This window comes from Corynebacterium tuberculostearicum (assembly GCF_016894265.1).
GTDB classification, from domain to species: domain Bacteria; phylum Actinomycetota; class Actinomycetes; order Mycobacteriales; family Mycobacteriaceae; genus Corynebacterium; species Corynebacterium tuberculostearicum_D.
The window spans coordinates 1,616,735-1,638,869 of record NZ_CP069791.1; the positions used below are offsets into that span (position 1 = coordinate 1,616,735).

Consider the following 22,135-nt stretch of genomic DNA (forward strand, 5'->3'; position numbering starts at 1 on the left):
TGGGGCTGGGTTTATAGGTATTTGTCGAAGCGGTCGGGGTAGGCCACGGCCATTTGGTTGATGGCTTGTTTCCAGCCGGATACTCGGGCTCCTTCCATGAGTCTGCCGACTGTTCTTGAGACTCGTTTACCTTGCTTTGCTCTCTTGGCGGCTCGCTTGTCTTCAATATTGCAGATCATCAACCACAGCGTCTTTAGGGCTGATTCATCGTTGGTGAACTGCACCCTGTTGCGAGTAGCTTTACGCAGCTCATTGTTAAAAGATTCAATGGAGTTCGTCGTATAGATCACCTTCCTAGCTGCTGGTGGGAACTGCAGAAACGGGACAAACCGCGCCCACGCGTCCTGCCAGACCTTGACTGAGCGGGGATACTTCTCACCCAGCTCGGAAGCCTCGAATTCGGCTAAAGCAGCCCTAGCTGTGGACTCGTCTGTGGCGGTGTAGACCTTCTTCAACGCGGCTGATACAGCCCGGCGATCCCCGTAGGCTACCCACCGGTTCGCGGCACGTATCAGGTGCACGATACAGGTTTGCACCATAGAGTTCGGCCAGGTTGCCTCGACTGCTTCTGGTAGGCCTTTCAGCCCGTCACAGCAGACGATAAAGACGTCTTTGACACCACGGTTAGAAAGATTGGCGCATACCTGCGCCCAAAATGAAGCGCCTTCTTCTTTGGCAATCCACAATCCTAAAATGTGTTTGATGCCGTCAAGGTCCACACCGATTGCCATGTACGCACTCTTGTTGACTACCCGGCCGCCATCGCGGACTTTAATGCGCAGCGCGTCCAGGAAAATGACCGGGTAGAACTCATCTAGCTGGCGGTTTTGCCAGACCATGACCTCATCCAAGACGGCGTCAGTAACCGCTGAAATCGTCTCATGGGAGATATCAACCCGCATCGCCGTTGCCATGTGGTGCTGGATATCCCTGATTGTCATCCCACCGGCGTACAAGCTGACAATCATGTCATCGACATCAGTTAAACGTCTCGAGCCTTTAGGGACCATAGTTGGGATAAACGTCCCAGTCCTGTCTCTGGGGATATCCACGGTGACCGGCCCGTAGTTAGAATCCACGGTCTTTGGATACGACCCGTTGCGGTGATTGTCTGTCCCAGCTGCAGCTTTGCCGCTCCTATCACCAGACTCGTAGCCGAGGTGGGCATCCATCTCGGCATTCAAACCCCTAGTAATCGAGGCTTGCAGCATGCCGCGAACCAGGTCATTGGCATCCGTTGTGGACGTGCCTAGGTCGTCAATCAGTTTCGCGATTTCAGGGTTAGCAAGAAGCTTCTTTTCAATCGCATCAATCTTGGCCTTATCGGCCGGATCTCGTCTCGCCACAGTAGTCATTCTGGCTTATCTCCTTATGCGGGATCGGTTCCCACACACAAACCATCAGACACTCTCGCGGCATCGCCATCGTTGGCGCCCAGCACTCGTTTTTCCGTGTTTCGTGCATGCCCTGCCGCAGACGGGGCATCGAGGATGATTTTTACTCATCCCCTCATCGTGAACCTAGGCGCCTAGCACACCGGCATGCCTTTGGCGGTATTTCACGGTCGAAGCTGGAATATCCCTTTGGATAAGTGAAATAGTACTAATAACAGCACGCCAGACCAGCTAGCCGTACAACCTCACCAACACATCCTGTCGTTTAGGCCGAATTTACTGAACTGCCCGCCTAGTGGGCCAGCACCTTGGAGTTGAGCAGCTGGGCGACATTACGGTTGCCCAGGTGCGTGAGGTGATTGAAGAGGTTGTGCGGTACGGAGTACTCCCACTTGCCGGAAATCCAGCGGGTGCTGTCCGGCGCGCACATGCCGTGATCAATGGAGTCGGCGCGTAGGTCATAGTACTGCACGCCGTTTGCGCGGGCTGCCTTGTACATGGCGCTATTGACCTGGTCCTCGCCGGTGCGAACCAGGCCCGCGTAGTCCATGTTGAACCCGGCTTCAGAGGATCCCGGTGCGGAGGTGCGCAGCGGGCATACCGCGCCATTGCGGGCGGAGATGGCGGGATAGCCTACAACGGTGATGCGGGCATTCGGGGCGGCGTGGCGAATCCGCTGGATCGATTGCTTCATGCCGTCGTAGTAGGGATTGGAAGAAGAAAGAGATGGGCGCAGGATTTCCTGGAGATCATTGGCGCCAAACTGAATCAAAACGTTCTTCGTTTCGCCATTGAGATCATTATTAGCAATGGCTCCGTTGATCTGCTCATCGAAGTCCTTACGGTGCGATTGGCCGGCGGCCTTTGCCGCAGAGCAGGCGTAGTTGGCTATGTGCTGACCAGAAACCCGCCCCAATTCGCGGCCAACATTACTCTGACCCTGCGGGCAACCCTGTGGGGACGGCACGCCCGGGGCGTCTTCGATGCCGTGGGTGGCAGACGATAGCGTAGTGCCCGCCGAAGGGGACAGGCTCGAGGTCGTGCCAACTTGGCCATAGGTTGGGTTGGCAAAGACAGAATCGCCGAACATCACGGTCTGGGCGTCTGCTGCCATGGCCTGCGGGGCGGAGAGTGCTGCTAGGGCTGCGCCAGTAGCGGTAGCCGCGGCGTAGAGCTGCTTGAGAGGCATCGCAAAAATCCTTGGTAGGTATGTGAAAAATCAATTAAGCAAAGCCTTATCGTACAGCGAGTTATTGCTGGTTAAAAACCTTTGATTGCTTGCGTGTCTGACGGTTTAGGGCAGGCGATGGGCCCCGAAAGGCACCCCGCTGTCAACTGTGGGGAAGAAATGGGGGACCGGTAATACCCCAAGGGGCAGTTGTCCGGTAGGCTTAAACATTGTTTTCAACCTTTAGTCCACAATTTTCGGGAGTTTAACCGCAATGGCTGATACTACTGATTTCAAGAACGGGCTCGTTCTGAAGATCGACAACAAACTGATGCAGATCGTTGAGTTCCAGCACGTGAAGCCGGGCAAGGGCCCAGCCTTCGTGCGTACCAAGCTCAAGGATGTTGTCTCCGGTAAGACCGTGGACAAGACCTGGAATGCTGGCGTTAAGGTAGAGACCGCTACCGTGGACCGCCGCGATATGACCTACCTGTACAACGATGGCACCAGCTACGTTGTTATGGATGAAAAGACCTTCGAGCAGTACGAGCTCCCGCCGGAGAAGTTCGGCGATGCCGCTCGCTTCCTGCTGGAAAACATGCGCGTCCAGGTTTCCTTCTACGAGGATGAGGCACTCTTTGCAGAACTGCCTATTTCCGTAGACCTTAAGGTCGAGCACACCGAGCCGGGCCTGCAGGGTGACCGTTCTTCCGGCGGCACCAAGCCCGCCACCCTGGAAACCGGTGCTGAAATCCAGGTTCCGCTGTTCATCGAGATCGGCAACGTTCTCAAGATCGATACCCGTACCGGCGAGTACCTCTCCCGCGTTAACAACTAGGGCATCTGACTGTGTCTGATAACACCCCTAAGCGCGATATCAACTACAAGCGGCACACCGCGCGGTACCGTGCACGTCGTCGTGCCGCCGATATCCTCTACGAAGCAGAAAACAGGGACGTTGACCCCGTTGCCATCGTGGAGGATCGCATCGCCTTGGCACGTGAGGATCGCAACGCGGTAGCACCTGTGGCCGAATACACCCAGGTGATTGTCAAAGGCGTCGCTGAAGAGCTGGATGCCATCGATGACACCATTTCTCGGTTCCTTGCCGAGGACTGGGAACTGCACCGCATCCCGGCCGTTGACCGCGCTATCCTGCGCCTATCGGTGTGGGAGCTGCTGTTCAACCCGGATATTCCTACCGCTACTGCGGTCGTGGAAGGCGTGGAGATTGCTTCCCAGTATTCCAACGATCAAGCGGCGCCATATATCCACGCTGTGTTGGATGACGTGGCGCAGTCCCGTTCTGCGGAAAACCCGATGTCCGCAGAACACCAGGGCAGCGATGCGAATGCGGACGGCGAAGATTCGACTGACGAGGACTCGGTAGAGTCCGAGCGTGCGGATGATGCGGCCGTGGATACCTCCGCATCCACCGCTTCGGACTCCGCTGCCGCGGACGACGACTCGGCTGTAGCAGACGGTTCTGCGCAGCAGGACCCCACTGCGGAATAGTCAGGTTTAAACCGGCCCGCATACTTAAACCGCCCGCCCAGCTCGATGGCGAAGAGCTGTGGCGGGCGGTATTTTCATGCCCAAGACAGTGTCTTTCGACGCCCATCCTCGCGTCTCCATGTGCCCAGAACGGCCGAGAGTAAAAAGAACTCTCCCCGTCACCCTTGCGCCGTTGTTAAGGCGGAAGGAGAGGGGGAGAGCGGCGGATGTTAGTGCGGCTTAGCTCTGCGGGGTGTCGCTTGCGGCGGCGTCGCCAGATCCGGCATTGGCTGCGGTCTCGGAGCCAAGCTTGGCCATCTCTTCGGCGGCAGAAACCATGGCATCCTGGCCGCGGATGACGCCATCTACGGCGGTCTTCAGGGCAGCCTGCAGCTGCTCGTCGGTCATGCCGGCGGCGGCAGGGATATCGCGCTCGGTGCGCACCACGAGCATGTCATCGTGCTCCGAGATAACAGCGCGCGCGCCGAAGGCTACGGAGTTGATCTGGTTAGCCGCGAGGAAGAGGCCGGCGTCGGCCTTGGAATAGGCGGCGTCGGTAGGCACATCGCAGCGGACAATAACCACGGAATCGAGAACCGCGAACATGGTGGGAAGGCCGTTGAGGTTGGCGGTAGCTGCCTCAATATCGCTGTCCATCTTGGTCAATTCGATGTCGAAGGTACGCATGGCCTCGACAACACGTTCCAGGGTGATCTCCGGCAGGTTGTTTTCGGTAGAGGCATTAGTCATGCTTGTGCTCCTCCCAAGTCACGAGCTGTGGGTAGTGTTCTTCCACGAAGGCGAAGGACTGCAGCATAGAATCCAGCGTGGACATCACGAAGGCGCCGATCTGATTGCGGGACAAACCGTGGGCAATGTTGATCTCGCGCACGCCAGAGACGGCGAGGTTATTCTCGGCTGACTCAAAGAAGCGCAGGGTCGGCGCGAAGTGCTGCTGGTTCCACTGGTTGAGCACCGTCAACAGGGTTGGGCCCTCAGAAGAAGGCACGTTGCCGCGCCAGACGGAATCCGCCACGAGCACATCATCGCGCACCTGCATGGCGATGGCGACGTTGGAGAAACCTGTGCGCAGGATCTGTACGGTTTCCTCCTCGCTCACTGGCTGCTCTTCGAGGCGGTATTCTAGGTTCTCAGATGCAAAGATTTCGCCGATGCGCTCGAGAGTTACGGGCTCTACCGGCGTATCGGGATACAGGGTTGGTTCTTCAGACACTTAAGTAGTCTCAATCCATGTACTAATCGGGGATAAAGGTCAACCTTTACTAGTTTACCTAAGTTCTTATCTAGTTACTGGGACTCCATAGGTGCTCGCCGCCAAGTTCGTGGGCGAGAGCAGTATCGATCGTGGGATAGCGGAACGTATGCCCGATTTTGTGTAGAACCGTGGGGCTTACGCGTTGTTGCGCCAAGGCCAACTCTTGGGCGCCTTCCTTGCCCAGCAAGATTGCGGGACCGAAGGGCGGAACGGGGAGCAATGCCGGACGGTGTAGTTCGGCACCAAGGGCTTTGACGAAGTCCTTATTGAGCACCGGGTTAGGCGAGGCCGCATTGACCGGGCCTTCCAGCGAATCGTCCACGATGGCGCGGAAGTAGGCATCCGTCAGGTCATCGAGGGCGACCCAGCTGAACCAGAACTCACCGTCGCCGAAGGGGCCGCCCAGTCCGGTAGAGAAGAGGGCGCGCAGCAGTGGCAGGAGGCCGGAACCGCCCGACATGGCGATGCCGGTACGAATATTGACCACGCGGGTGCCCGCGGCGCGGGCGGGCTCGCAGGCGCGCTCCCAGTCGACTACGACGTCTGCGAGGAAGCCCTCGCCAGGTGCGGAGTCTTCGGTGAGAATCTCATCGCCGCGGTCGGAGCCGTAGTAGCCCACGGCAGAGGCGCAAACCATGGTGCGGACGGAATCCGTGGTGCCCGCTAGACGGGCTAGGCGCTCGGTGGGGCCAACGCGGGAATCGCGGATGGCGGCCTTGTGCTCGTCATTGAAGCGGCCGAAGATGGGCTCGCCCGCCAGGTGGACGAGGACGTCGACGCCGCGCAGGAGGTCGGGATCGGGCTGCTCCGGGCGCCAGGTGCGCTGACCTTTGCTGGCCGTGCCGCGCACGAGCTGGATCACCGTGTGCCCGGCGGTGCGCAGTTGTGCGGTGAGCGCTGCGCCCACGCTGCCGCGGGAGCCGGTCATGGCGATGGTTAGTGGTTGGGTGTTTAAGGAGGCGTCGGCAAGCCGCTGGAGAAAGGAAAGATCCTCAATGAGCTGGTGCTGTCGATAAGCAAAGACCGATTCCAGCGCCGCCGAAGGGATGCGGGTAGTAACTTCATCGCGAATGAGTGTGCCGTCCGGGTGATCCGCAAAGGTGTGATGGTGTTGCCATTTGGCAAATTTGCGAATGGGGGAGTTTACGCACACATCGGTGAACTCATAGCCCTTGCGGTACTGGGAAAGTTTATGCTGAGCGGTCCAGCGCAGGCCGCCCGGAAGGCCCAGGATGGAGGTGCCATCGCCGAGGTTCTCCGCTTGCTGGATGGGTTTCATGAAGGCAAAGGGGGCGTTCAGGCGGGTTAAAGCGCCTTGGCGGGTATGCCATTGCCAGACCTGCTCGCGCGGGGCGGGGACTATGTGTTCGGCGGAAAAACTCACTGTGTGGAGTGCCTCCTTCTTTTCGCCCTCACCCAAATGGTGGGGAAGGTGCTAGAGTAATCTGTGTCTAACAGCATAGACATTTTTGAGACCATCAACCGGCATCCTTTAAAGACCGCACTGTGAGGCGGGGAAGGAGGTCACGATGAGTGGAACTGACGCTACCGCGAACAAGCTAGAGCTTTTAAGCTCCGATGACGTTTCGCGTACCGTTGCACGCATCGCGCACCAGATCATTGAAAAAACGGCGCTCGATTCCGCGGACGCACCGCGGGTCATTTTGCTTGGCATTCCCTCTGGTGGCGTGCCGCTTGCACAGCGCCTAGCGCACAAGATTGAAGAATTTTCCGGGGTTGCAGTCCCATGGGGCTCCCTCGATATCACCCTCTACCGCGATGACCTGCTAGGAAAGCCGCATCGCGCACTCCAACCGACGACCATTCCCACCGGTGGCATCGATAGCGCCACTGTTATTTTGGTCGATGATGTGCTGTATTCCGGCCGCACTATCCGCGCCGCCTTGGATGCGTTGAGTGACGTGGGCCGTCCGGACATTATTCAGCTGGCCGTCCTCGTAGATCGCGGCCACCGCGAGGTTCCTATCCGCGCCGATTATGTGGGTAAGAATCTGCCCACCGCGCGAGAAGAAGATGTCACCGTATACAACAGCGAGATTGACGGCCGGGATGCGGTCGTATTGACCCGAGCCGCCGCTACTAGTGGAGCTGGCTCTGAAGCGGGGGAGGCATAGCCATGAAGCACCTCATCGATATGGCAGAGCTGGACCGAAGCGAAATTATCGGTCTGATGGATGAAGCGGATCGCTTCCGCGAGGCCCTCGAAGGCCGCGAGGTAAAGAAGCTGCCGACCCTGCGGGGCCGGACCATCTATACCCTTTTTTATGAAAACTCCACCCGCACCCGCTCTTCCTTTGAAACGGCCGGCAAGTGGATGTCCGCGGACGTCATCAACCTATCCGCCTCCAGCTCCTCGGTAAAGAAGGGCGAGTCCCTGAAGGATACGGGCCTTACCCTGGCCGCCATCGGCGCCGATGCGATCATCATGCGCCACCCTTCCTCTGGTGCGCCGCAACAGCTGGCCCAGTGGGTAGCCCCTAACGGCAAGGGGCCTTCGGTGATCAACGCGGGCGACGGTGCGCACCAGCACCCAACGCAGGCGCTTCTCGACGCCGTCACGATGCGCCAGCGCCTAGGACTGCACAGTGAGGAAGGCTTTGCCGGCCTGAAGGTAAAGATTGTGGGCGATTGCCTGCACTCGCGCGTCGTGCGCTCCAACGTAGATTTGCTTAACACTCTCGGCGCTGAGGTAACTCTCGTGGGCCCAGCCACCCTCATGCCCTTTGGGGTAGAGAATTGGCCGGTGCGTGTGTCGTATGACCTTGATGCGGAAGTCGCAGACGCCGACGTCATCATGATGCTGCGCGTACAGCAAGAACGCATGAACGGCGGCTTCTTCCCCTCCCACCGCGAATACGCCAACCTCTTTGGCTTGTCCAAGGAGCGCGCGGCGGCCATGCAGAAGGACGCCATCGTCATGCACCCAGGCCCGATGCTGCGCGGCATGGAGATTAACTACGGCGTCGCAGATTTGGACAAAACTGCGGTCCTACAGCAGGTGCACAACGGTGTACACGCCCGCATGGCGGTGCTGTTTACCCTGCTGACCAATGGCGAAAACGCCGGCATTTAAAACCGCGACCCACACTCAAATTTAGGGAGAGACAATGACTACTTACCCGGAAACCGGTCGCCTTTCCGCGCCGGCGGAAACCCCACTTGTGATTAAGAATGTGCGCCTGTACGGCGAAGGCGAGCCCACCGATGTCGTGGTCAAGGACGGCATCATCGCTGCCATCGGCGCCACGGCAGAAGCCGAGGATGCACAGGTTATCGACGGCCAGGGCAACGTGCTCTTGCCAGGCCTAGTGGATATGCACGTGCACCTGCGCGAGCCCGGCCGCGAAGATACCGAGACCATCGAGACCGGCTCCAAGGCTGCCGCCAAGGGCGGTTTCACTGCAGTGTTCACCATGGCTAATACCAACCCAGTGACCGACCAGCCGATCATCGCTGAGTCCGTATGGGCCAAGTCCCAAGCACTGGCGCTGTGCGACGTCCACCCGGTGGGCTCCATTACCAAGGGCTTGGAAGGCAAGACCCTTACAGAGTTCGGCATGATGGCTCGTTCGGACGCCAAGGTGCGCATGTTCTCCGATGACGGCAAGTGCGTCCAGGATCCGCAGCTAATGCGTCGTGCTTTGGAATACGCCAAGGGCATGGACGTGCTGCTGGCTCAGCACGCCGAGGATGACCGCATGACCGGTGGTGCTTCCGCCCATGAAGGCGAGACTGCAGCCAGGCTCGGCCTGCGCGGGTGGCCGCGCGTGGCGGAGGAATCCATCGTGGCCCGCGACGCCCTATTGGCGCGCGACTACGGCAACCGCGTGCACATTTGCCACGCCTCGACCCAGGGCACCGTGGAGCTACTGAAGTGGGCAAAGGAGCAGGATATTCCTCTCACCGCCGAGGTAACCCCGCACCACCTGTTAATGACCGATGACAAGCTGCGCACCTACGATGGCCTCTTCCGTGTCAACCCGCCGCTGCGCGAACAGCGCGATACCGAGGCCCTGCGCGAGGCGCTGCTCAATGGCACCATCGACTGCGTCGCCACCGACCACGCCCCGCACGGCTCCGAAGACAAGTGCGTGGAGTTTGAAAATGCCCGCCCTGGCATGTTGGGCCTGGAATCTTCTTTGGCCGTCATCGCCAAAATCTTCGTCGAGACTGGCCTGGCCGATTGGCGCTTTGTTGCCCGCGTCATGTCCGAGCGCCCTGCAGAAATCACCCGCCTGCCGGGCCACGGCCGTCCCATCGCAGAAGGCGAGCCAGCTAGCTTGACTATTGTGGACCCAGACCACCACTGGGTTTCTGATTCCTCCACGCTGGCCTCCAAGTCCGAAAACAACCCGTACGCTGGCGAAGAATTTGGTGCCCGCGTTACCCACACCATTTTGCGAGGCACCGTCACTTTTGACTTGGCAGCCTCCGAAGAAGACTAACCTTGCACACTGAAACCACCTATATGGCAGAGAAAGGCCACGACGTGACTGATAGAACCCCAGCAATCCTCGTTCTCGCGGACGGGCGCACCTTCCGCGGTTATGGCTTTGGTGCCACCGGCACCACCTTGGGCGAGGCCGTATTCACCACGGCGATGACCGGCTACCAGGAAACCATGACGGACCCGTCCTACCACCGCCAGATCGTGGTATCCGCCGCGCCGCACATTGGCAATACCGGTTGGAATGATGAGGACAACGAGTCCCACGGAAACCGCATCTGGGTTGCTGGCCTCGTTATCCGCGACCTTGCACAGCGCGTATCCAACTGGCGCGCAGAGCGCAGCTTGAGTGAAGAGATGGAAAAGCAGGGAGTCATTGGTATTCGCGGTATCGATACCCGCACCTTGGTACGCCACCTGCGCAACTACGGCTCCATCGCCGCCGGCCTGTTCTCCGGCGAAGATGCTCAACGCCCAGTAGAGGAGCTGCTCAAGGAAGTTAAGTCCCAGGACTCTATGGAAGGCGCCGACCTCGCCGCCGAAGTATCGACCGACGAGCCCTACACGATTGAGGCTGTAGGGGAGAAGAAATACACCGTCGTTGCCTTCGACATGGGTGTTAAGACCGCAACCCCGCGCCACTTTTCTCAGCGCGGCATCGAAACTATCGTCGTGCCCGCAAATACCTCCTTTGACAAGGTGAAATCCTATAACCCGGATGGCGTCTTCGTCTCCAACGGCCCGGGCGACCCGGCTACCGCAGACGAAATGGTGGGCATCATCAAGCAGGTGCTCGAAGCCAAGATCCCGTTCTTCGGCATCTGCTTTGGTAACCAGCTCCTGGGCCGCGCGCTTGGCCTGGACACCTACAAGATGAAGTTCGGCCACCGCGGCATCAACGTGCCGGTGCGCAATAACGTGACCGGCAAGATCGACATCACCTCCCAGAACCACGGCTTCGCGCTGAAGGCTCCGGAAGGCTATGACCTCAACAGCAAGGACGCCGAGTTCGCTACCGATTTCGGTCCCGCGCAGGTCACCCACATCTGCCTCAACGACGACACTGTCGAGGGCGTGGCATTGCGCAACGGCATGGCCTACTCCGTGCAGTATCACCCAGAATCCGCGGCCGGCCCGCACGATGCCAACCCGCTATTTGATCAGTTTGAAGAACTGATGGCTAACCACACCCCAAATAAGTAGACAACCAGGAAAAGGAAGAATAACTATGCCAAAGCGCAACGACATCAACCACGTCCTGGTCATCGGCTCCGGCCCGATCGTCATCGGCCAGGCTTGTGAGTTCGACTACTCCGGTACCCAGGCCTGCCGCGTGCTCAAGGAGGAGGGCCTGCGCGTAACGCTGGTCAACTCCAACCCGGCCACCATCATGACCGACCCTGAGTTTGCGGACCACACCTACGTGGAGCCCATTGAGCCGGAATACATCGAAAAGATTCTGGTCAAGGAGCGCGAAGAGGGACACCCCATCGACGCCGTGCTGGCTACCCTGGGCGGCCAGACCGCGCTGAACGCCGCTGTTCAGCTCGACCGCCAAGGAATTTTGGACAAGTACGGCATCGAGCTCATCGGCGCCGATATTGACGCCATCGAGCGCGGCGAGGACCGCCAGAAGTTCAAGGACATCGTAGCCTCCATCGGCGGTGAGTCCGCCCGCTCCGCTGTGTGCCACAACATGGATGAGGTCCACGAGACCGTCGATAAGCTCGGCCTGCCCGTCGTAGTCCGCCCCTCCTTCACCATGGGTGGCTTGGGCTCCGGTCTGGCCTTCAATAATGAGGACCTGGACCGCATTGCCGGCGGCGGCTTGGCCGCGTCCCCTGAGGCCAACGTGCTCATTGAGGAATCCATCCTGGGCTGGAAGGAATACGAGCTCGAGCTCATGCGCGATGGCGATGACAACGTCGTGGTCGTTGCCTCCATCGAAAACGTCGATGCCCTAGGCGTGCACACCGGCGATTCCGTCACCGTCGCCCCGGCGCTGACGCTTACTGACCGTGAGTTCCAGAAGATGCGTGACTTGGGCATTGCCATCATCCGCGAGGTCGGCGTCGATACTGGCGGCTGTAATATCCAGTTCGCGGTTAACCCGGAAGACGGCCGCATCATCGTCATCGAGATGAACCCGCGCGTGTCCCGTTCCTCCGCACTGGCCTCCAAGGCCACCGGTTTCCCGATTGCCAAGCTGGCGGCCAAGCTCGCCATTGGCTACACCTTGGACGAGGTACAAAACGACATCACCGGCGAGACCAAGGCAGCCTTCGAGCCGACCCTGGACTACGTCATTGTCAAGGCCCCACGCTTTGCTTTTGAGAAGTTCCCAGGTGCTGACGACACCTTGACCACCACCATGAAGTCCGTGGGCGAAGCCATGGGCATCGGTCGCAACTACATCGCGGGCCTGAACAAGGTCATGCGTTCATTGGAAAACAAGCCCAATGGCTTCTGGACCAAGCCGGATGAGTACTTCGCGGGCGAGCGCGCTACTGACCTGCAGGCCGTGCTCAAGGATCTGGAGCGCCCGACCGAGGGTCGCATGTACGACATCGAGCTGGCCCTTCGCCTTGGCGCCTCTGTGGACGAGGTCCACGAGGCTTCCGGCGTTGACCCATGGTTCATCGCTGAGCTGGCCACGTTGGTGGCCTTCCGCCAGGAGCTTATCGACGCCCCAGTGCTCACCGAGGAGCTGCTGCGCGAGGCCAAGGTCTTTGGGCTTTCCGACGCCCAGATTGCCGCCCTTCGCCCAGAATTCAACGGCGAGGATGGCGTACGCAGCCTGCGCTGGCGCATGGGCATCCGCCCCGTGTACAAGACGGTAGATACCTGTGCCGGCGAATTCGAGGCACAAACCCCGTACCACTACAGCTCCTATGAGCTCGACCCGGATGCCGAGACCGAGGTTCGCCCGGCACCGGAAGGCTCTAAGGGCAAGGTCATCATTTTGGGCTCCGGACCGAACCGCATTGGTCAAGGTATCGAGTTTGACTACTCCTGTGTTCACGCGGCCCTTGAGCTTTCGGAGCAGGGCTATGAGACCGTCATGGTCAACTGCAACCCGGAGACCGTCTCCACCGACTATGACACCGCAGACCGCCTCTACTTCGAGCCGCTGACCTTCGAGGACGTTATGGAGGTCTACCACGCGGAGGCCGCTTCCGGTGACGTTGCCGGTGTGATTGTCCAGCTAGGTGGCCAGACTCCGCTGGGCCTCGCTGCCCGCCTGGAGGAGGCAGGCGTTCCTGTTGTGGGCACCAGCCCTGCAGCAATCGATTCCGCCGAGGACCGCGGCGAATTCGGCAAGGTCCTCGATGAGGCAGAATTGGCAGCTCCGGAGTACGGCACCGCCACCTCCTTCGCGGAGGCCCGCGAGGTTGCTTCCTCCATCGGTTACCCAGTGCTGGTTCGTCCGTCCTACGTGCTGGGCGGCCGCGGTATGGAAATCGTCTACGACGAAAAGGCGCTGGAAGACTACATCGAGCGTGCCACCGAGCTGTCTCCGGACCACCCGGTTCTGGTGGACCGCTTCCTGGATTCCGCCATCGAGATTGACGTGGATGCCCTGTGCGACGGCAACGAGGTCTACCTGGGTGGCGTCATGGAGCACATTGAGGAGGCCGGCATTCACTCCGGTGACTCCTCCTGTGCGCTGCCACCGATGACGCTCGGACCAGAGGACATTGAAAAGGTCCGCACGTCCACCCGCTTGCTCGCCGAGGGCATTGGCGTCAAGGGCCTGATGAACGTCCAGTTCGCCTTGAAGGATGACATCCTCTACGTCATTGAGGCCAACCCACGTGCTTCCCGTACCGTGCCGTTCGTCTCCAAGGCCACCGGAGTACCACTGGCTAAGGCGGCTTCTCGCGTTATGATGGGCTCTAGCATTGCGGACTTGCGCGCCGAGGGCATGATTCCTTCCGAATACGACGGTGGTTCTTTGCCACTCGAGCACCCGATTGCCGTCAAGGAAGCAGTCTTGCCATTCAACCGCTTCCGCCGAACCGATGGCAGCCTGCTCGATACGCTGCTCTCGCCAGAGATGAAGTCCACCGGTGAGGTTATGGGCTTGGCTACCAACTTCGGTGCGGCCTACGCCAAGGGCGAAATTGCTGCCTTCGCCGTTCCGCCCACGGAGGGCACTATCTTCGTATCTGTGGCCAACCGCGACAAGCGTACGCTGATCTTCCCGATCCAGCGCTTGGCCCACATGGGCTACAACATCGTCGCTACCGCCGGTACGGCGCAGATGCTGCGCCGCAATGGTATCGAGTGCGAGGTTGCTGCCAAGGTCTCTGAGGCCAAGGACGGCGAAGAGTCCATCGTGGATAAGATCTTCAATGGCGAGATCGACTGGATTCTCAACACGCCTGCTGGCTCTGCCGGTGCCCGCCACGATGGCTACGATATCCGCGCCGCCGCCGTGCACATGGAAATCCCACTGGTGACCACCGTGCAAGGCGTAACCGCAGCTGTCCAGGGCATCGAAGCGATGCGTATTGGAAACCTGCAGGTACGCGCACTCCAGGAGCTTGAGCATGGCCCACAGCACTAAGGGATTTGGCGAGCGGCTAGAAGAAGCCGGTCAGGAACGCGGGCGCCTGTGCGTTGGCATCGACCCACACCCATATCTCTTAGAAAAGTGGGGGTTGGGGCCCACCGCTGATGGTCTGCGGACCTTTAGCATGCGCTGCGTTGAAGCCTTTAGCGATACCGCCGCCTTGGTAAAGCCACAGGTTGCCTTCTTTGAGCGCTTTGGCTCCCAGGGCTTTGTGGTCCTCGAAGAAGTCCTGGCTTCGCTGCGGGAAGCGGGGTGCCTTACTGTTGCCGATGCCAAGCGCGGCGATATTGGCTCCACCATGGCCGGCTATGCAGATGCGTGGCTCGGCGATAGTTCGCCGCTGCGCGCAGATTCCGTGACCGTGTCGCCCTATCTAGGCGTTGGCGCACTGGGGCGGGTTTTCACCAAGGCCGAAGAAACCGGCCGCGGTGTATTCGTCCTGGCGGCTACTTCCAACCCGGAGGCACGTGCCATCCAGTCAGTCCCGGTGGGCGAGGAGAGCACCATCGCTCAAGGCGTCGTCGATGAATGCGCCGCGTTCAATGTCGAGGCGCACAAGTCTGGCAAGCCTGGCGATGTCGGCGTAGTCGTCGGCGCTACGTTGGACAATCCGCCGCGCCTCGATGCGCTCAATGGTCCGGTTCTTCTGCCCGGCGTTGGCGCCCAAGGCGCTGGCCCAGAGCAGGTACACGGCATTGTTTCTGCTCATCCGTCGTTGGGATTCGCCAATGTGTCCCGAGCAGTGCTGGAGCAGGGGCCTGACGTCGCTGACCTGCGCAAAGTGGTTGATCAGGTGGCGGCAGAGTTTCGGGACTAATAGGGGCGGCGTGGCTGATTAACAGCCGCGCCGTTTACCTGGTACTTTGTTTAAGGTATGTGCGGTGACGTGCTAAAATAGGCGTGCTTTTGGACCCGCTAATCGTCACCGTTCAATGAGCAGTGCTAGGATTACCAGAAGTCGGTTTGCTCGAAGGTTATTAATAACTTTCCGCGGTGTATTAACTGCGTTAGGCAACCGAAATCTGGTACCAAGTACTAGACGTAACAGAATCAATCTAATGAATCGGAGGAAACCCGTGGCCCTTCCAAAGTTGACTGATGAGCAGCGCAAGGAAGCTCTCGCAAAGGCCGCTGAGGCCCGCAAGGCTCGCGCCGAGCTCAAGGCTGCGCTCAAGCGCGGCGAGACCGACCTGAAGGACGTGCTCGAAAAGGCTGAGACCGATGAGATCATCGGCAAGACCAAGGTTTCTGCGCTCCTCGAGGCTCTGCCGAAGGTTGGCAAGGTCAAGGCTAAGGAAATCATGGAGGACCTGGAGATTGCTCAGACCCGTCGTCTGCGCGGCCTGGGTGAGCGTCAGCGTCGTGCTCTCCTCGAGCGTTTCGGTTACGGCGAATAGTCACAACCATGGCTGACGCAACTGCACGCGGGCGCCTCGTTGTTCTGGCGGGGCCTTCCGCAGTGGGAAAATCCACCGTAGTTTCGCGTCTGCGCAGTGACGTCGAGGGGCTGTACTTCAGCGTGTCTATGACCACGCGCCAGCCCCGCCCCGGGGAGCAGGACGGTGTCGATTATTTCTTCGTCACCCCAGAAACCTTCCAGGAGCGAATTGATGCCGGGGAGATGCTCGAATGGGCTGATATCCACGGCGGATTGCAGCGCTCTGGAACGCCCGCCCAGCCGGTAGAGGAAGCTTTGGCCGCTGGCCGCCCGGTACTCGTTGAGGTGGATCTCGCGGGTGCCCGGAGTGTTAAGAAAGCGCTGCCGGAGGCAGACCTGGTCTTTTTGGCGCCCCCGTCATGGGAGGTACTTGTGGAGCGGCTCACCGGCCGCGGTACCGAGCCGCAAGACGTCATTGACCGTAGGTTGCAAACTGCGCATGAGGAACTAGCCGCACAGGACGAGTTCGATCACGTCGTTGTGAACGAGGATCTGGACGAGGCAGTATCTGCCATTAGTGATATCCTGCGGGCATAGACCTCCCTTTTGACCATCTTCAATCAATGTAAAGGTGCATGTGACTAACGTGACCACCCCTTCTAACACTGAAGCCGCAAAGGCGGAACCAGTATTTGATGATCCGATCGGCATTACTGATCCCCCGATCGATGAGCTTTTGGACAAGGTTTCCTCTAAGTACGCTTTGGTCATCTTTGCCGCTAAGCGCGCACGTCAGATCAATAGCTACTACCAAGAGCAGGATGAAGGTGTCTTCGAGTTCGTAGGCCCGCTGGTTACCCCAGAGCCAGGCGAAAAGCCTTTGTCCATCGCATTGCGCGAGATTGATGCTGGCCTGCTTGACCACGAGGAAGGCAAGTAGCTAGCACTAAGCGTGTAATAGCTTTAAGGCTCCACGCGCCGCCACGGATGTGCATCCCCGATTCGGGGTGTACCTCTTGGTCGCGGCGGGTGGGGCCTTTCTCTATGTCGGCAGGTACCATCGTGCGGTGTGACTGATAAAGATACCTCTCGCAATATTGTTCTGGGCGTCGCTGGCGGCATCGCTGCCTACAAGGCGTGCCACCTTGTGCGCAATCTCAAGGAAGCGGGCGATGATGTCCGCGTTGTCCCTACGGAAAGTGCACTGAACTTCGTGGGCGCGGCTACGTTTGAGGCTCTATCCGGCCATCCAGTCTCCACGAGCGTGTTTGAGGCCGTGGATGAGGTGCAGCACGTCAACGTAGGACAGCATGCGGATGCAGTGGTCATTGCGCCTGCCACCGCAGACCTTATAGCGCGGTTGGCTGCAGGCCGTGCAGACGATTTGCTCACGGCCACCGTATTGGTCGCGACGTGCCCGGTTATTGTGACCCCGGCCATGCACACTGAGATGTGGCATAACCCTGCTACGCAGGACAACGTGGCTACTTTGCGACGCCGCGGTATAACCGTCATCGAGCCCGCCCACGGCCGCCTTACCGGCAAGGACTCTGGCCCAGGTCGTTTGCCGGAGCCGGAACAGATTGCGGAGATTGTCCGCACTGAACTGGCGGGCTACCGAGTGCAACACACCTGGCAGGGCAAGAAGGTCGTCATATCAGCCGGCGGCACCCAGGAAGAGTTGGATCCGGTCCGCTACTTGGGTAATCGTTCTTCCGGCAGGCAGGGATTTGCACTCGCGGAATGGGCTGCCCAGATGGGGGCCAAGGTCACCGTCGTTGCGGGTAATACCGCCCAACTTCCTGTGCCGAGCGGCGCGAAGCTACGGCACATTGTCTCCACCCGCGAGTTGGAGGATGCCATGCGCGAGGAGTCCCGCGATGCGGACGTAGTAATCATGGCCGCCGCGGTTTCTGACTTCCGTCCCGCGGAGGTTGCCGAATCAAAGATGAAGAAGGGGCAGGCAGACGATGCACTCTCGACGCTCCACTTGGTGGAAAACCCGGATGTACTCAAGGGGCTCGTTGCCGCGCGCGAGCGCTCGGAAATCCCTGCCGAATGCGTGATTGTAGGGTTCGCCGCCGAAACTGGCGATGCCCAGAAGTCCGCCTTGGACTATGCTCAGGAAAAGTTTGCGCGTAAAGGCTGCGACGTGCTCATGGCCAATGAGGTCGGGCGCGGAAAAACCTTTGGTCAAAAGTCCAATGAGGGATGGATTTTGCGTCCGGGTTCCGCGCCGCAACGCGTGGAGCATGGCTCGAAGCAGGTTGTCGCCGCTCAGATTCTTTCGGCCGTGAATGAAATGTTTCACGGGTAGACAACTAAAATTGCGTTTATAGACCGCTTGGTCTAGGCTTGCGAGGTATTAGGCTTGGGCGTAGAAACCCACAGCATCGAATCAACAGTGAGAACGAAGGAAGTTTTTGTGACTGATAACGCTGCAGTGGCAACTCGTCTTTTTACCAGCGAGTCCGTGACAGAAGGCCATCCCGATAAGATTTGTGACGCCATTTCTGACGCCATCCTTGATGCCCTGCTGGAAAAGGATCCAGCATCCCGCGTGGCCGTTGAGACGTTGGTGACCACCGGCCAAGTCCACGTGGTGGGCGAGGTTCGCACCGAGGCATACGTAGAAATCCCGGCGCTGGTGCGCGACACCCTTAAGTCCATCGGCTTTACTTCTTCGGAAGTCGGCTTTGATGGCAACACCTGTGGCGTGAATATCGCCATTGGCGAGCAGTCCCAGGAAATTGGCGCCGGAGTGGACAACTCCACTGAAGCTCGCGCTCATGACGAGGATTATGACGCCGAGAACGATACCGCAGGTGCCGGCGACCAGGGTCTGATGTTCGGCTATGCCTCTAATGAGACCGCTGAGTACATGCCACTGCCCATCGCTTTGGCGCATCGCCTGTCCCGCCGCCTGACGCAGGTACGTAAGGAAGGAATCGTCGATCACCTCCGCCCGGATGGCAAGACCCAGGTGACCTTTGCCTACACCGACGACAATGAGCCGTCCCACCTGGATACCGTGGTGATTTCCACGCAGCACGATGCCGAGGTCGATAGTGCTTGGTTGGAAGGACCCTTGCGCAGTGAGGTCCTTGAATGGGTTATCAAGGACGCGGGCTTGGAGAAGTACTACACCGAAGACACGACCTTGTTGGTCAACCCTTCCGGTTCCTTCATTCTTGGTGGACCGATGGGCGATGCCGGACTTACCGGCCGCAAGATCATCGTCGATACCTACGGCGGCATGGCTCGCCACGGCGGCGGCGCGTTCTCTGGCAAGGACCCGAGCAAGGTGGACCGTTCCGCGGCTTATGCCATGCGCTGGGTGGCTAAGAATATCGTGGCTGCGGGCTTGGCAGATCGCGCTGAAGTTCAGGTGGCTTATGCAATCGGCCGCGCCAAGCCGGTGGGTCTGTACGTAGAGACCTTCGGTACCGCCAAGGAAGGCCTGAGCGATGCGAATATCCAGGCTGCGGTAAATCAGGTATTTGACCTGCGCCCGGCCGCTATCATCCGCGAACTCGACCTATTGCGCCCCATCTATGCGCAAACTGCGGCCTACGGCCACTTTGGCCGCACCGACGTTGAGCTGCCGTGGGAGCAGTTGAACCGAGTGGAAGCATTGCGTGCTGCCGCTGGTCTGTAGAATCGAGGCCTATGCCTAAGAAAACACCCGCCACCCGGAAGCCGGTTGCGCGGGTGTTGCCTCTTTTGGGGGTTGCGCACCTAGACCGAGGATTTGATTACCTCGTCGAAGAGGCAGACTCGGAGGAAGTCCAACCGGGGATTAAGGTGCGCATCCGCTTCAACGGGCGCTTGGTGGACGCGATTGTCTTAGAACGCCGGCATGATTCTGAATTTGGCGGCAACCTGCGCTTTATCGAGCGCATTATCTCACCCTTCCAGGTTTATCCGCCGCAGCTGGCCCGGCTTGTCGACGCCCTGGCAGACCGCTACGGCGGCGTGCGCTCCGACATTATTCGCTCCGCTATCCCGCCGCGGCACGCCAAGGCGGAAGAATCCGATTTAGAGACCCCGTGGGAGGAGCTCGGCACCACGAGCGAGCCCGACCTATCAGGATGGTCGGCGTACCAGCATGGCGAGGCTTTCGTAGATTCGATTCTGACCGGCAAGCTCGCCCGTGCTGCCTGGCAAATCGCCCCGGGCGATGATTGGGCACACGCGCTGGCTGCACTCGCTGCCAAAGTGGCGCTTGGCGGTGGCGGAGTTCTCCTCGTCGCCCCGGACCAGAAGAGCGTCGATGCTTTAGACGCCGCGCTTCGTCAGGTACTTGGGGCAAAGCAGATAACGGTGCTGACTAATAGCATGGGCCCGCAGGCGCGCTATCGCCGTTATCTCTCCGCGCTAGTGGGCCAAGCGCGCGTGGTCATTGGCACCAGGTCCGCCGCCTTTGCCCCGGTCAAAGACCTGCAACTGGCGGTGATCCTCGATGATGGCAATGATAATTTGGTCGACAACCTCAAACCCTATGTCCACGCGAGGGAAGTACTTACCACCCGCTCAGCCTTCGAAGGCTGCAGCATGATCCTGGCCAACCATTCACGGACAGCGGAGACACAGCTCCTCGTGGAATCAGGATGGGCGCACGACGTGGTGGCCAAAGAGCAAACCATAACGGCGCGTTGCCCGGCTATCGAGGCGGTCGGGTCGTTCGGTCTTTCTATCGCGCGCGACCTCCAGGGCGGTACCACAAAAGTACAAGCGCAGGCCTTCCAAGCCGCCCACCAGGCGCTGGATAGGGGAGAGCCGGTGCTGGTGCAGGTACCGCGCAAGGGCTATGCGCCCATTTTGGCCTGCGGCCAGTGCCGAGCGCCGGCTCGCTGCCGGCATTGCAATGGGCCATTGGGGTTGCCGCCCAAGGGGGCGTCGGCAAGCGCGGGCTCGGACGAAGCGGGAATGCCTACCTGCCGCTGGTGTGGTCGCATTGAGGCACGGCATCGGTGTACCGAATGCGGGTCCCCGCGCCTGCGAGCCATCGTGTTGGGCTCGGAGCGCACTGCGGAAGAAATGGGCCGGGCCTTTCCCAATACGCGGGTAGTGGTCTCGGGCGGAAACAAGGTGCTCGATGCGGTGGACAATGCACCGGCGCTGGTCATTGCCACCCCTGGTGCGGAACCGAAAGTAAAAGATGGCGCCTATGGCGCGGCGTTGCTCTTGGATGCCGGGGCATTGCTCAACCGGCAAGACCTGCGCGCCACGGAGGACACCCTAGCGAAGTGGGCGCAGGCCGCTACCTTGGTGCAGCCGCATTTCAAGGGCGGACGGGTAATCTTGGCGGCCGACGAGACGCTTACCGTAGTCCAGCATTTCCTGCGTTGGGATATGGTGGGCGCGGCCGCGGCAGAGCTTGCTGCCCGGCGCGAAGTGCGCTTCCCACCCGCGGTGCATTTTGCTGCCATCGACGGTGCGGATGCATCCCTAGATGGCTTTGCCGAGCTTGTGGATCTTCCAGACCACGCGGAGGTATTAGGACCAGTTCCCCTTCCGCCAGGGCAGAGCCTGCCTGGTGACTACGATAGCCAGCGCTTTGGCCCACCGCAGCGGTTGGTCGTGCGCACCCCGCTGGGGCCGCGGTCCCAATTGGGGCGGGCTTTGCGCAGCGCCAACGCGTCGCGCAGCGCCCGCAAGGATGAGCTGCCTTTGCGCATTGTGGTTGACCCCATCCACGTGGGTTAGCCATATCGGGGTCATAGGCGCTCATGCGCTAATCTCGACGGAGGAAGCCGCCACCGCCGGCCGGCTTGGTCTCGGTGCCATGAGAAAGGTGTGATTGCCATGTCCCTTCGAGAGCTGCGTATCTACGGCGACCCAGTCTTGGGCAGCCGCGCGGAGGAAATTAGTAAATTTGATGCCGGTCTGCGTGCTCTGGCGAGCGATATGCTCGAGACCATGGATAACGCCGGGGGAGTAGGGCTCGCGGCTAATCAGGTGGGGATTTTGCAGCGCATCTTCGTCTATGACTGCTCGCACACCCAATCTGGGCTGCGCGGGGCGATTGTTAACCCGATCTGGACTCCGGTGGGAGAGCAGCAGCAAACAGGCCCGGAAGGCTGTCTATCCATTCCGGGAATTAGCGCGGAAACCACGCGGTTTAACCAGGTCTTTGTGTCCGGACAGGATATTGAGGGGCGCCCTGTGTCCATGGTGGCCTCAGGACTGATGGCTCGGTGCATCCAGCATGAGACCGACCACCTCGATGGGGTGCTCTTCCTACAACGCCTAGAGGCGCCAGTGCGCAAGGAGGCCATGCGCGCCATCCGTGAATCCGAGTGGTTTAACGCCTCGTAGCCCACTCGCTGTGGCGGCAGAGGTGCGGCGTTGTAGCCTAGTATTTTGAACGACATTAAG

Annotated in this window: 20 protein-coding genes and 1 pseudogene; 15 read left to right on the plus strand and 6 right to left on the minus strand. The window is 59.8% G+C overall.

Annotated features, from left to right (window positions below; all coding sequences use genetic code 11):
• Nucleotides 1–11: 11 nt before the first annotated feature.
• From I6J28_RS07760 to I6J28_RS07765, 3 genes and pseudogenes are all read right to left on the minus strand, one after another.
• Nucleotides 12–1,355 carry an IS256 family transposase gene (locus I6J28_RS07760; RefSeq protein ID WP_204608915.1) on the minus strand — a complete coding sequence of 448 codons (1,344 nt, stop codon included), beginning with the start codon at nucleotides 1,353–1,355 and terminating at the stop codon, nucleotides 12–14.
• Between the two features lie 57 nt (nucleotides 1,356–1,412).
• Nucleotides 1,413–1,505: pseudogene (locus tag I6J28_RS12010) on the minus strand (IS1/IS1595 family N-terminal zinc-binding domain-containing protein); the annotation flags it as partial.
• 181 nt (nucleotides 1,506–1,686) lie between these two features.
• The gene (locus I6J28_RS07765; protein ID WP_204608918.1) at nucleotides 1,687–2,583 is read right to left on the minus strand and encodes a GDSL-type esterase/lipase family protein; all 897 of its coding nucleotides are present in this window, start codon (nucleotides 2,581–2,583) and stop codon (nucleotides 1,687–1,689) included.
• A 253-nt stretch (nucleotides 2,584–2,836) separates the two neighbouring features.
• Here I6J28_RS07765 and efp point away from each other — a divergent pair, with 253 nt between their 5' ends.
• Nucleotides 2,837–3,400: an elongation factor P gene (gene efp, locus I6J28_RS07770; RefSeq protein ID WP_005324919.1), complete on the plus strand. Its 564-nt coding sequence runs from the start codon at nucleotides 2,837–2,839 to the stop codon at nucleotides 3,398–3,400.
• A gap of 38 nt (nucleotides 3,401–3,438) precedes the next feature.
• Nucleotides 3,439–4,077, plus strand: coding sequence for a transcription antitermination factor NusB (nusB, locus tag I6J28_RS07775; RefSeq protein ID WP_370658782.1), 639 nt, complete (start codon nucleotides 3,439–3,441; stop codon nucleotides 4,075–4,077).
• A 219-nt stretch (nucleotides 4,078–4,296) separates the two neighbouring features.
• Here nusB and I6J28_RS07780 read toward each other — a convergent pair whose 3' ends face one another.
• From I6J28_RS07780 to I6J28_RS07790, 3 genes are all read right to left on the minus strand, one after another.
• On the minus strand, nucleotides 4,297–4,806 hold the full coding sequence (locus I6J28_RS07780; protein WP_204608922.1) for a YbjN domain-containing protein: 510 nt from the start codon (nucleotides 4,804–4,806) through the stop codon (nucleotides 4,297–4,299).
• Entirely contained in the window at nucleotides 4,799–5,290 is a 492-nt protein-coding gene (locus tag I6J28_RS07785) for a YbjN domain-containing protein (RefSeq protein WP_204608924.1), read from the minus strand. Before I6J28_RS07785 ends, I6J28_RS07780 begins: the two co-directional genes overlap by 8 nt.
• 70 nt (nucleotides 5,291–5,360) lie before the next feature.
• The gene (locus tag I6J28_RS07790) at nucleotides 5,361–6,716 is read right to left on the minus strand and encodes a TIGR01777 family oxidoreductase (RefSeq protein WP_204608926.1); all 1,356 of its coding nucleotides are present in this window, start codon (nucleotides 6,714–6,716) and stop codon (nucleotides 5,361–5,363) included.
• Between the two features lie 145 nt (nucleotides 6,717–6,861).
• Between I6J28_RS07790 and pyrR the strand changes: the two genes are divergently transcribed.
• The 13 genes from pyrR (at nucleotide 6,862) to def (ending at nucleotide 22,075) form a co-directional block, all read left to right on the plus strand.
• Nucleotides 6,862–7,467, plus strand: coding sequence for a bifunctional pyr operon transcriptional regulator/uracil phosphoribosyltransferase PyrR (gene pyrR, locus I6J28_RS07795; protein ID WP_204608928.1), 606 nt, complete (start codon nucleotides 6,862–6,864; stop codon nucleotides 7,465–7,467).
• A gap of 2 nt (nucleotides 7,468–7,469) precedes the next feature.
• Entirely contained in the window at nucleotides 7,470–8,426 is a 957-nt protein-coding gene (locus I6J28_RS07800) for an aspartate carbamoyltransferase catalytic subunit (protein WP_204608930.1), read from the plus strand.
• A 34-nt stretch (nucleotides 8,427–8,460) separates the two neighbouring features.
• Nucleotides 8,461–9,798: a dihydroorotase gene (locus I6J28_RS07805; RefSeq protein WP_204608933.1), complete on the plus strand. Its 1,338-nt coding sequence runs from the start codon at nucleotides 8,461–8,463 to the stop codon at nucleotides 9,796–9,798.
• 23 nt (nucleotides 9,799–9,821) lie between these two features.
• The gene (carA, locus tag I6J28_RS07810) at nucleotides 9,822–11,003 is read left to right on the plus strand and encodes a glutamine-hydrolyzing carbamoyl-phosphate synthase small subunit (protein WP_204608940.1); all 1,182 of its coding nucleotides are present in this window, start codon (nucleotides 9,822–9,824) and stop codon (nucleotides 11,001–11,003) included.
• 25 nt (nucleotides 11,004–11,028) lie between these two features.
• Nucleotides 11,029–14,370, plus strand: a complete 3,342-nt coding sequence (gene carB / locus I6J28_RS07815) for a carbamoyl-phosphate synthase large subunit (RefSeq protein ID WP_204608942.1) — start codon at nucleotides 11,029–11,031, stop codon at nucleotides 14,368–14,370.
• Nucleotides 14,354–15,193, plus strand: coding sequence for an orotidine-5'-phosphate decarboxylase (pyrF, locus tag I6J28_RS07820; RefSeq protein WP_204608944.1), 840 nt, complete (start codon nucleotides 14,354–14,356; stop codon nucleotides 15,191–15,193). The genes carB and pyrF overlap by 17 nt, the downstream gene beginning before the upstream one ends.
• Before the next feature lie 259 nt (nucleotides 15,194–15,452).
• Complete coding sequence (gene mihF, locus I6J28_RS07825) at nucleotides 15,453–15,773, plus strand: integration host factor, actinobacterial type (RefSeq protein ID WP_005328460.1); 321 nt, start codon at nucleotides 15,453–15,455, stop codon at nucleotides 15,771–15,773.
• Between the two features lie 8 nt (nucleotides 15,774–15,781).
• Nucleotides 15,782–16,351, plus strand: coding sequence for a guanylate kinase (gene gmk, locus I6J28_RS07830; protein ID WP_005324892.1), 570 nt, complete (start codon nucleotides 15,782–15,784; stop codon nucleotides 16,349–16,351).
• 40 nt (nucleotides 16,352–16,391) lie between these two features.
• Nucleotides 16,392–16,694, plus strand: coding sequence for a DNA-directed RNA polymerase subunit omega (rpoZ, locus tag I6J28_RS07835; protein ID WP_005324891.1), 303 nt, complete (start codon nucleotides 16,392–16,394; stop codon nucleotides 16,692–16,694).
• Nucleotides 16,695–16,823: 129 nt separating this feature from the next.
• On the plus strand, nucleotides 16,824–18,071 hold the full coding sequence (coaBC, locus tag I6J28_RS07840) for a bifunctional phosphopantothenoylcysteine decarboxylase/phosphopantothenate--cysteine ligase CoaBC (RefSeq protein WP_204608946.1): 1,248 nt from the start codon (nucleotides 16,824–16,826) through the stop codon (nucleotides 18,069–18,071).
• A gap of 108 nt (nucleotides 18,072–18,179) precedes the next feature.
• On the plus strand, nucleotides 18,180–19,412 hold the full coding sequence (metK, locus tag I6J28_RS07845; protein ID WP_040425247.1) for a methionine adenosyltransferase: 1,233 nt from the start codon (nucleotides 18,180–18,182) through the stop codon (nucleotides 19,410–19,412).
• 11 nt (nucleotides 19,413–19,423) lie between these two features.
• Entirely contained in the window at nucleotides 19,424–21,463 is a 2,040-nt protein-coding gene (locus I6J28_RS07850; protein WP_204608948.1) for a primosomal protein N', read from the plus strand.
• A 99-nt stretch (nucleotides 21,464–21,562) separates the two neighbouring features.
• Entirely contained in the window at nucleotides 21,563–22,075 is a 513-nt protein-coding gene (def, locus tag I6J28_RS07855; RefSeq protein ID WP_204608950.1) for a peptide deformylase, read from the plus strand.
• The last annotated feature ends 60 nt before the right edge of the window (nucleotides 22,076–22,135 follow it).

Excerpts from the sequence above, each read along its gene's own strand:
- I6J28_RS07760 (WP_204608915.1), bottom strand. The coding sequence starts at position 1,355 with ATGACTACTGTGGCGAGACGAGATCCGGCCGATAAGGCCAAGATTGAT.
- I6J28_RS07765 (WP_204608918.1), bottom strand. The coding sequence starts at position 2,583 with ATGCCTCTCAAGCAGCTCTACGCCGCGGCTACCGCTACTGGCGCAGCC.
- efp (WP_005324919.1), top strand. The coding sequence starts at position 2,837 with ATGGCTGATACTACTGATTTCAAGAACGGGCTCGTTCTGAAGATCGAC.
- I6J28_RS07780 (WP_204608922.1), bottom strand. The coding sequence starts at position 4,806 with ATGACTAATGCCTCTACCGAAAACAACCTGCCGGAGATCACCCTGGAA.
- pyrR (WP_204608928.1), top strand. The coding sequence starts at position 6,862 with ATGAGTGGAACTGACGCTACCGCGAACAAGCTAGAGCTTTTAAGCTCC.
- I6J28_RS07800 (WP_204608930.1), top strand. The coding sequence starts at position 7,470 with ATGAAGCACCTCATCGATATGGCAGAGCTGGACCGAAGCGAAATTATC.
- I6J28_RS07805 (WP_204608933.1), top strand. The coding sequence starts at position 8,461 with ATGACTACTTACCCGGAAACCGGTCGCCTTTCCGCGCCGGCGGAAACC.
- carA (WP_204608940.1), top strand. The coding sequence starts at position 9,822 with ATGGCAGAGAAAGGCCACGACGTGACTGATAGAACCCCAGCAATCCTC.
- carB (WP_204608942.1), top strand. The coding sequence starts at position 11,029 with ATGCCAAAGCGCAACGACATCAACCACGTCCTGGTCATCGGCTCCGGC.
- pyrF (WP_204608944.1), top strand. The coding sequence starts at position 14,354 with ATGGCCCACAGCACTAAGGGATTTGGCGAGCGGCTAGAAGAAGCCGGT.
- gmk (WP_005324892.1), top strand. The coding sequence starts at position 15,782 with ATGGCTGACGCAACTGCACGCGGGCGCCTCGTTGTTCTGGCGGGGCCT.
- I6J28_RS07850 (WP_204608948.1), top strand. The coding sequence starts at position 19,424 with ATGCCTAAGAAAACACCCGCCACCCGGAAGCCGGTTGCGCGGGTGTTG.
- def (WP_204608950.1), top strand. The coding sequence starts at position 21,563 with ATGTCCCTTCGAGAGCTGCGTATCTACGGCGACCCAGTCTTGGGCAGC.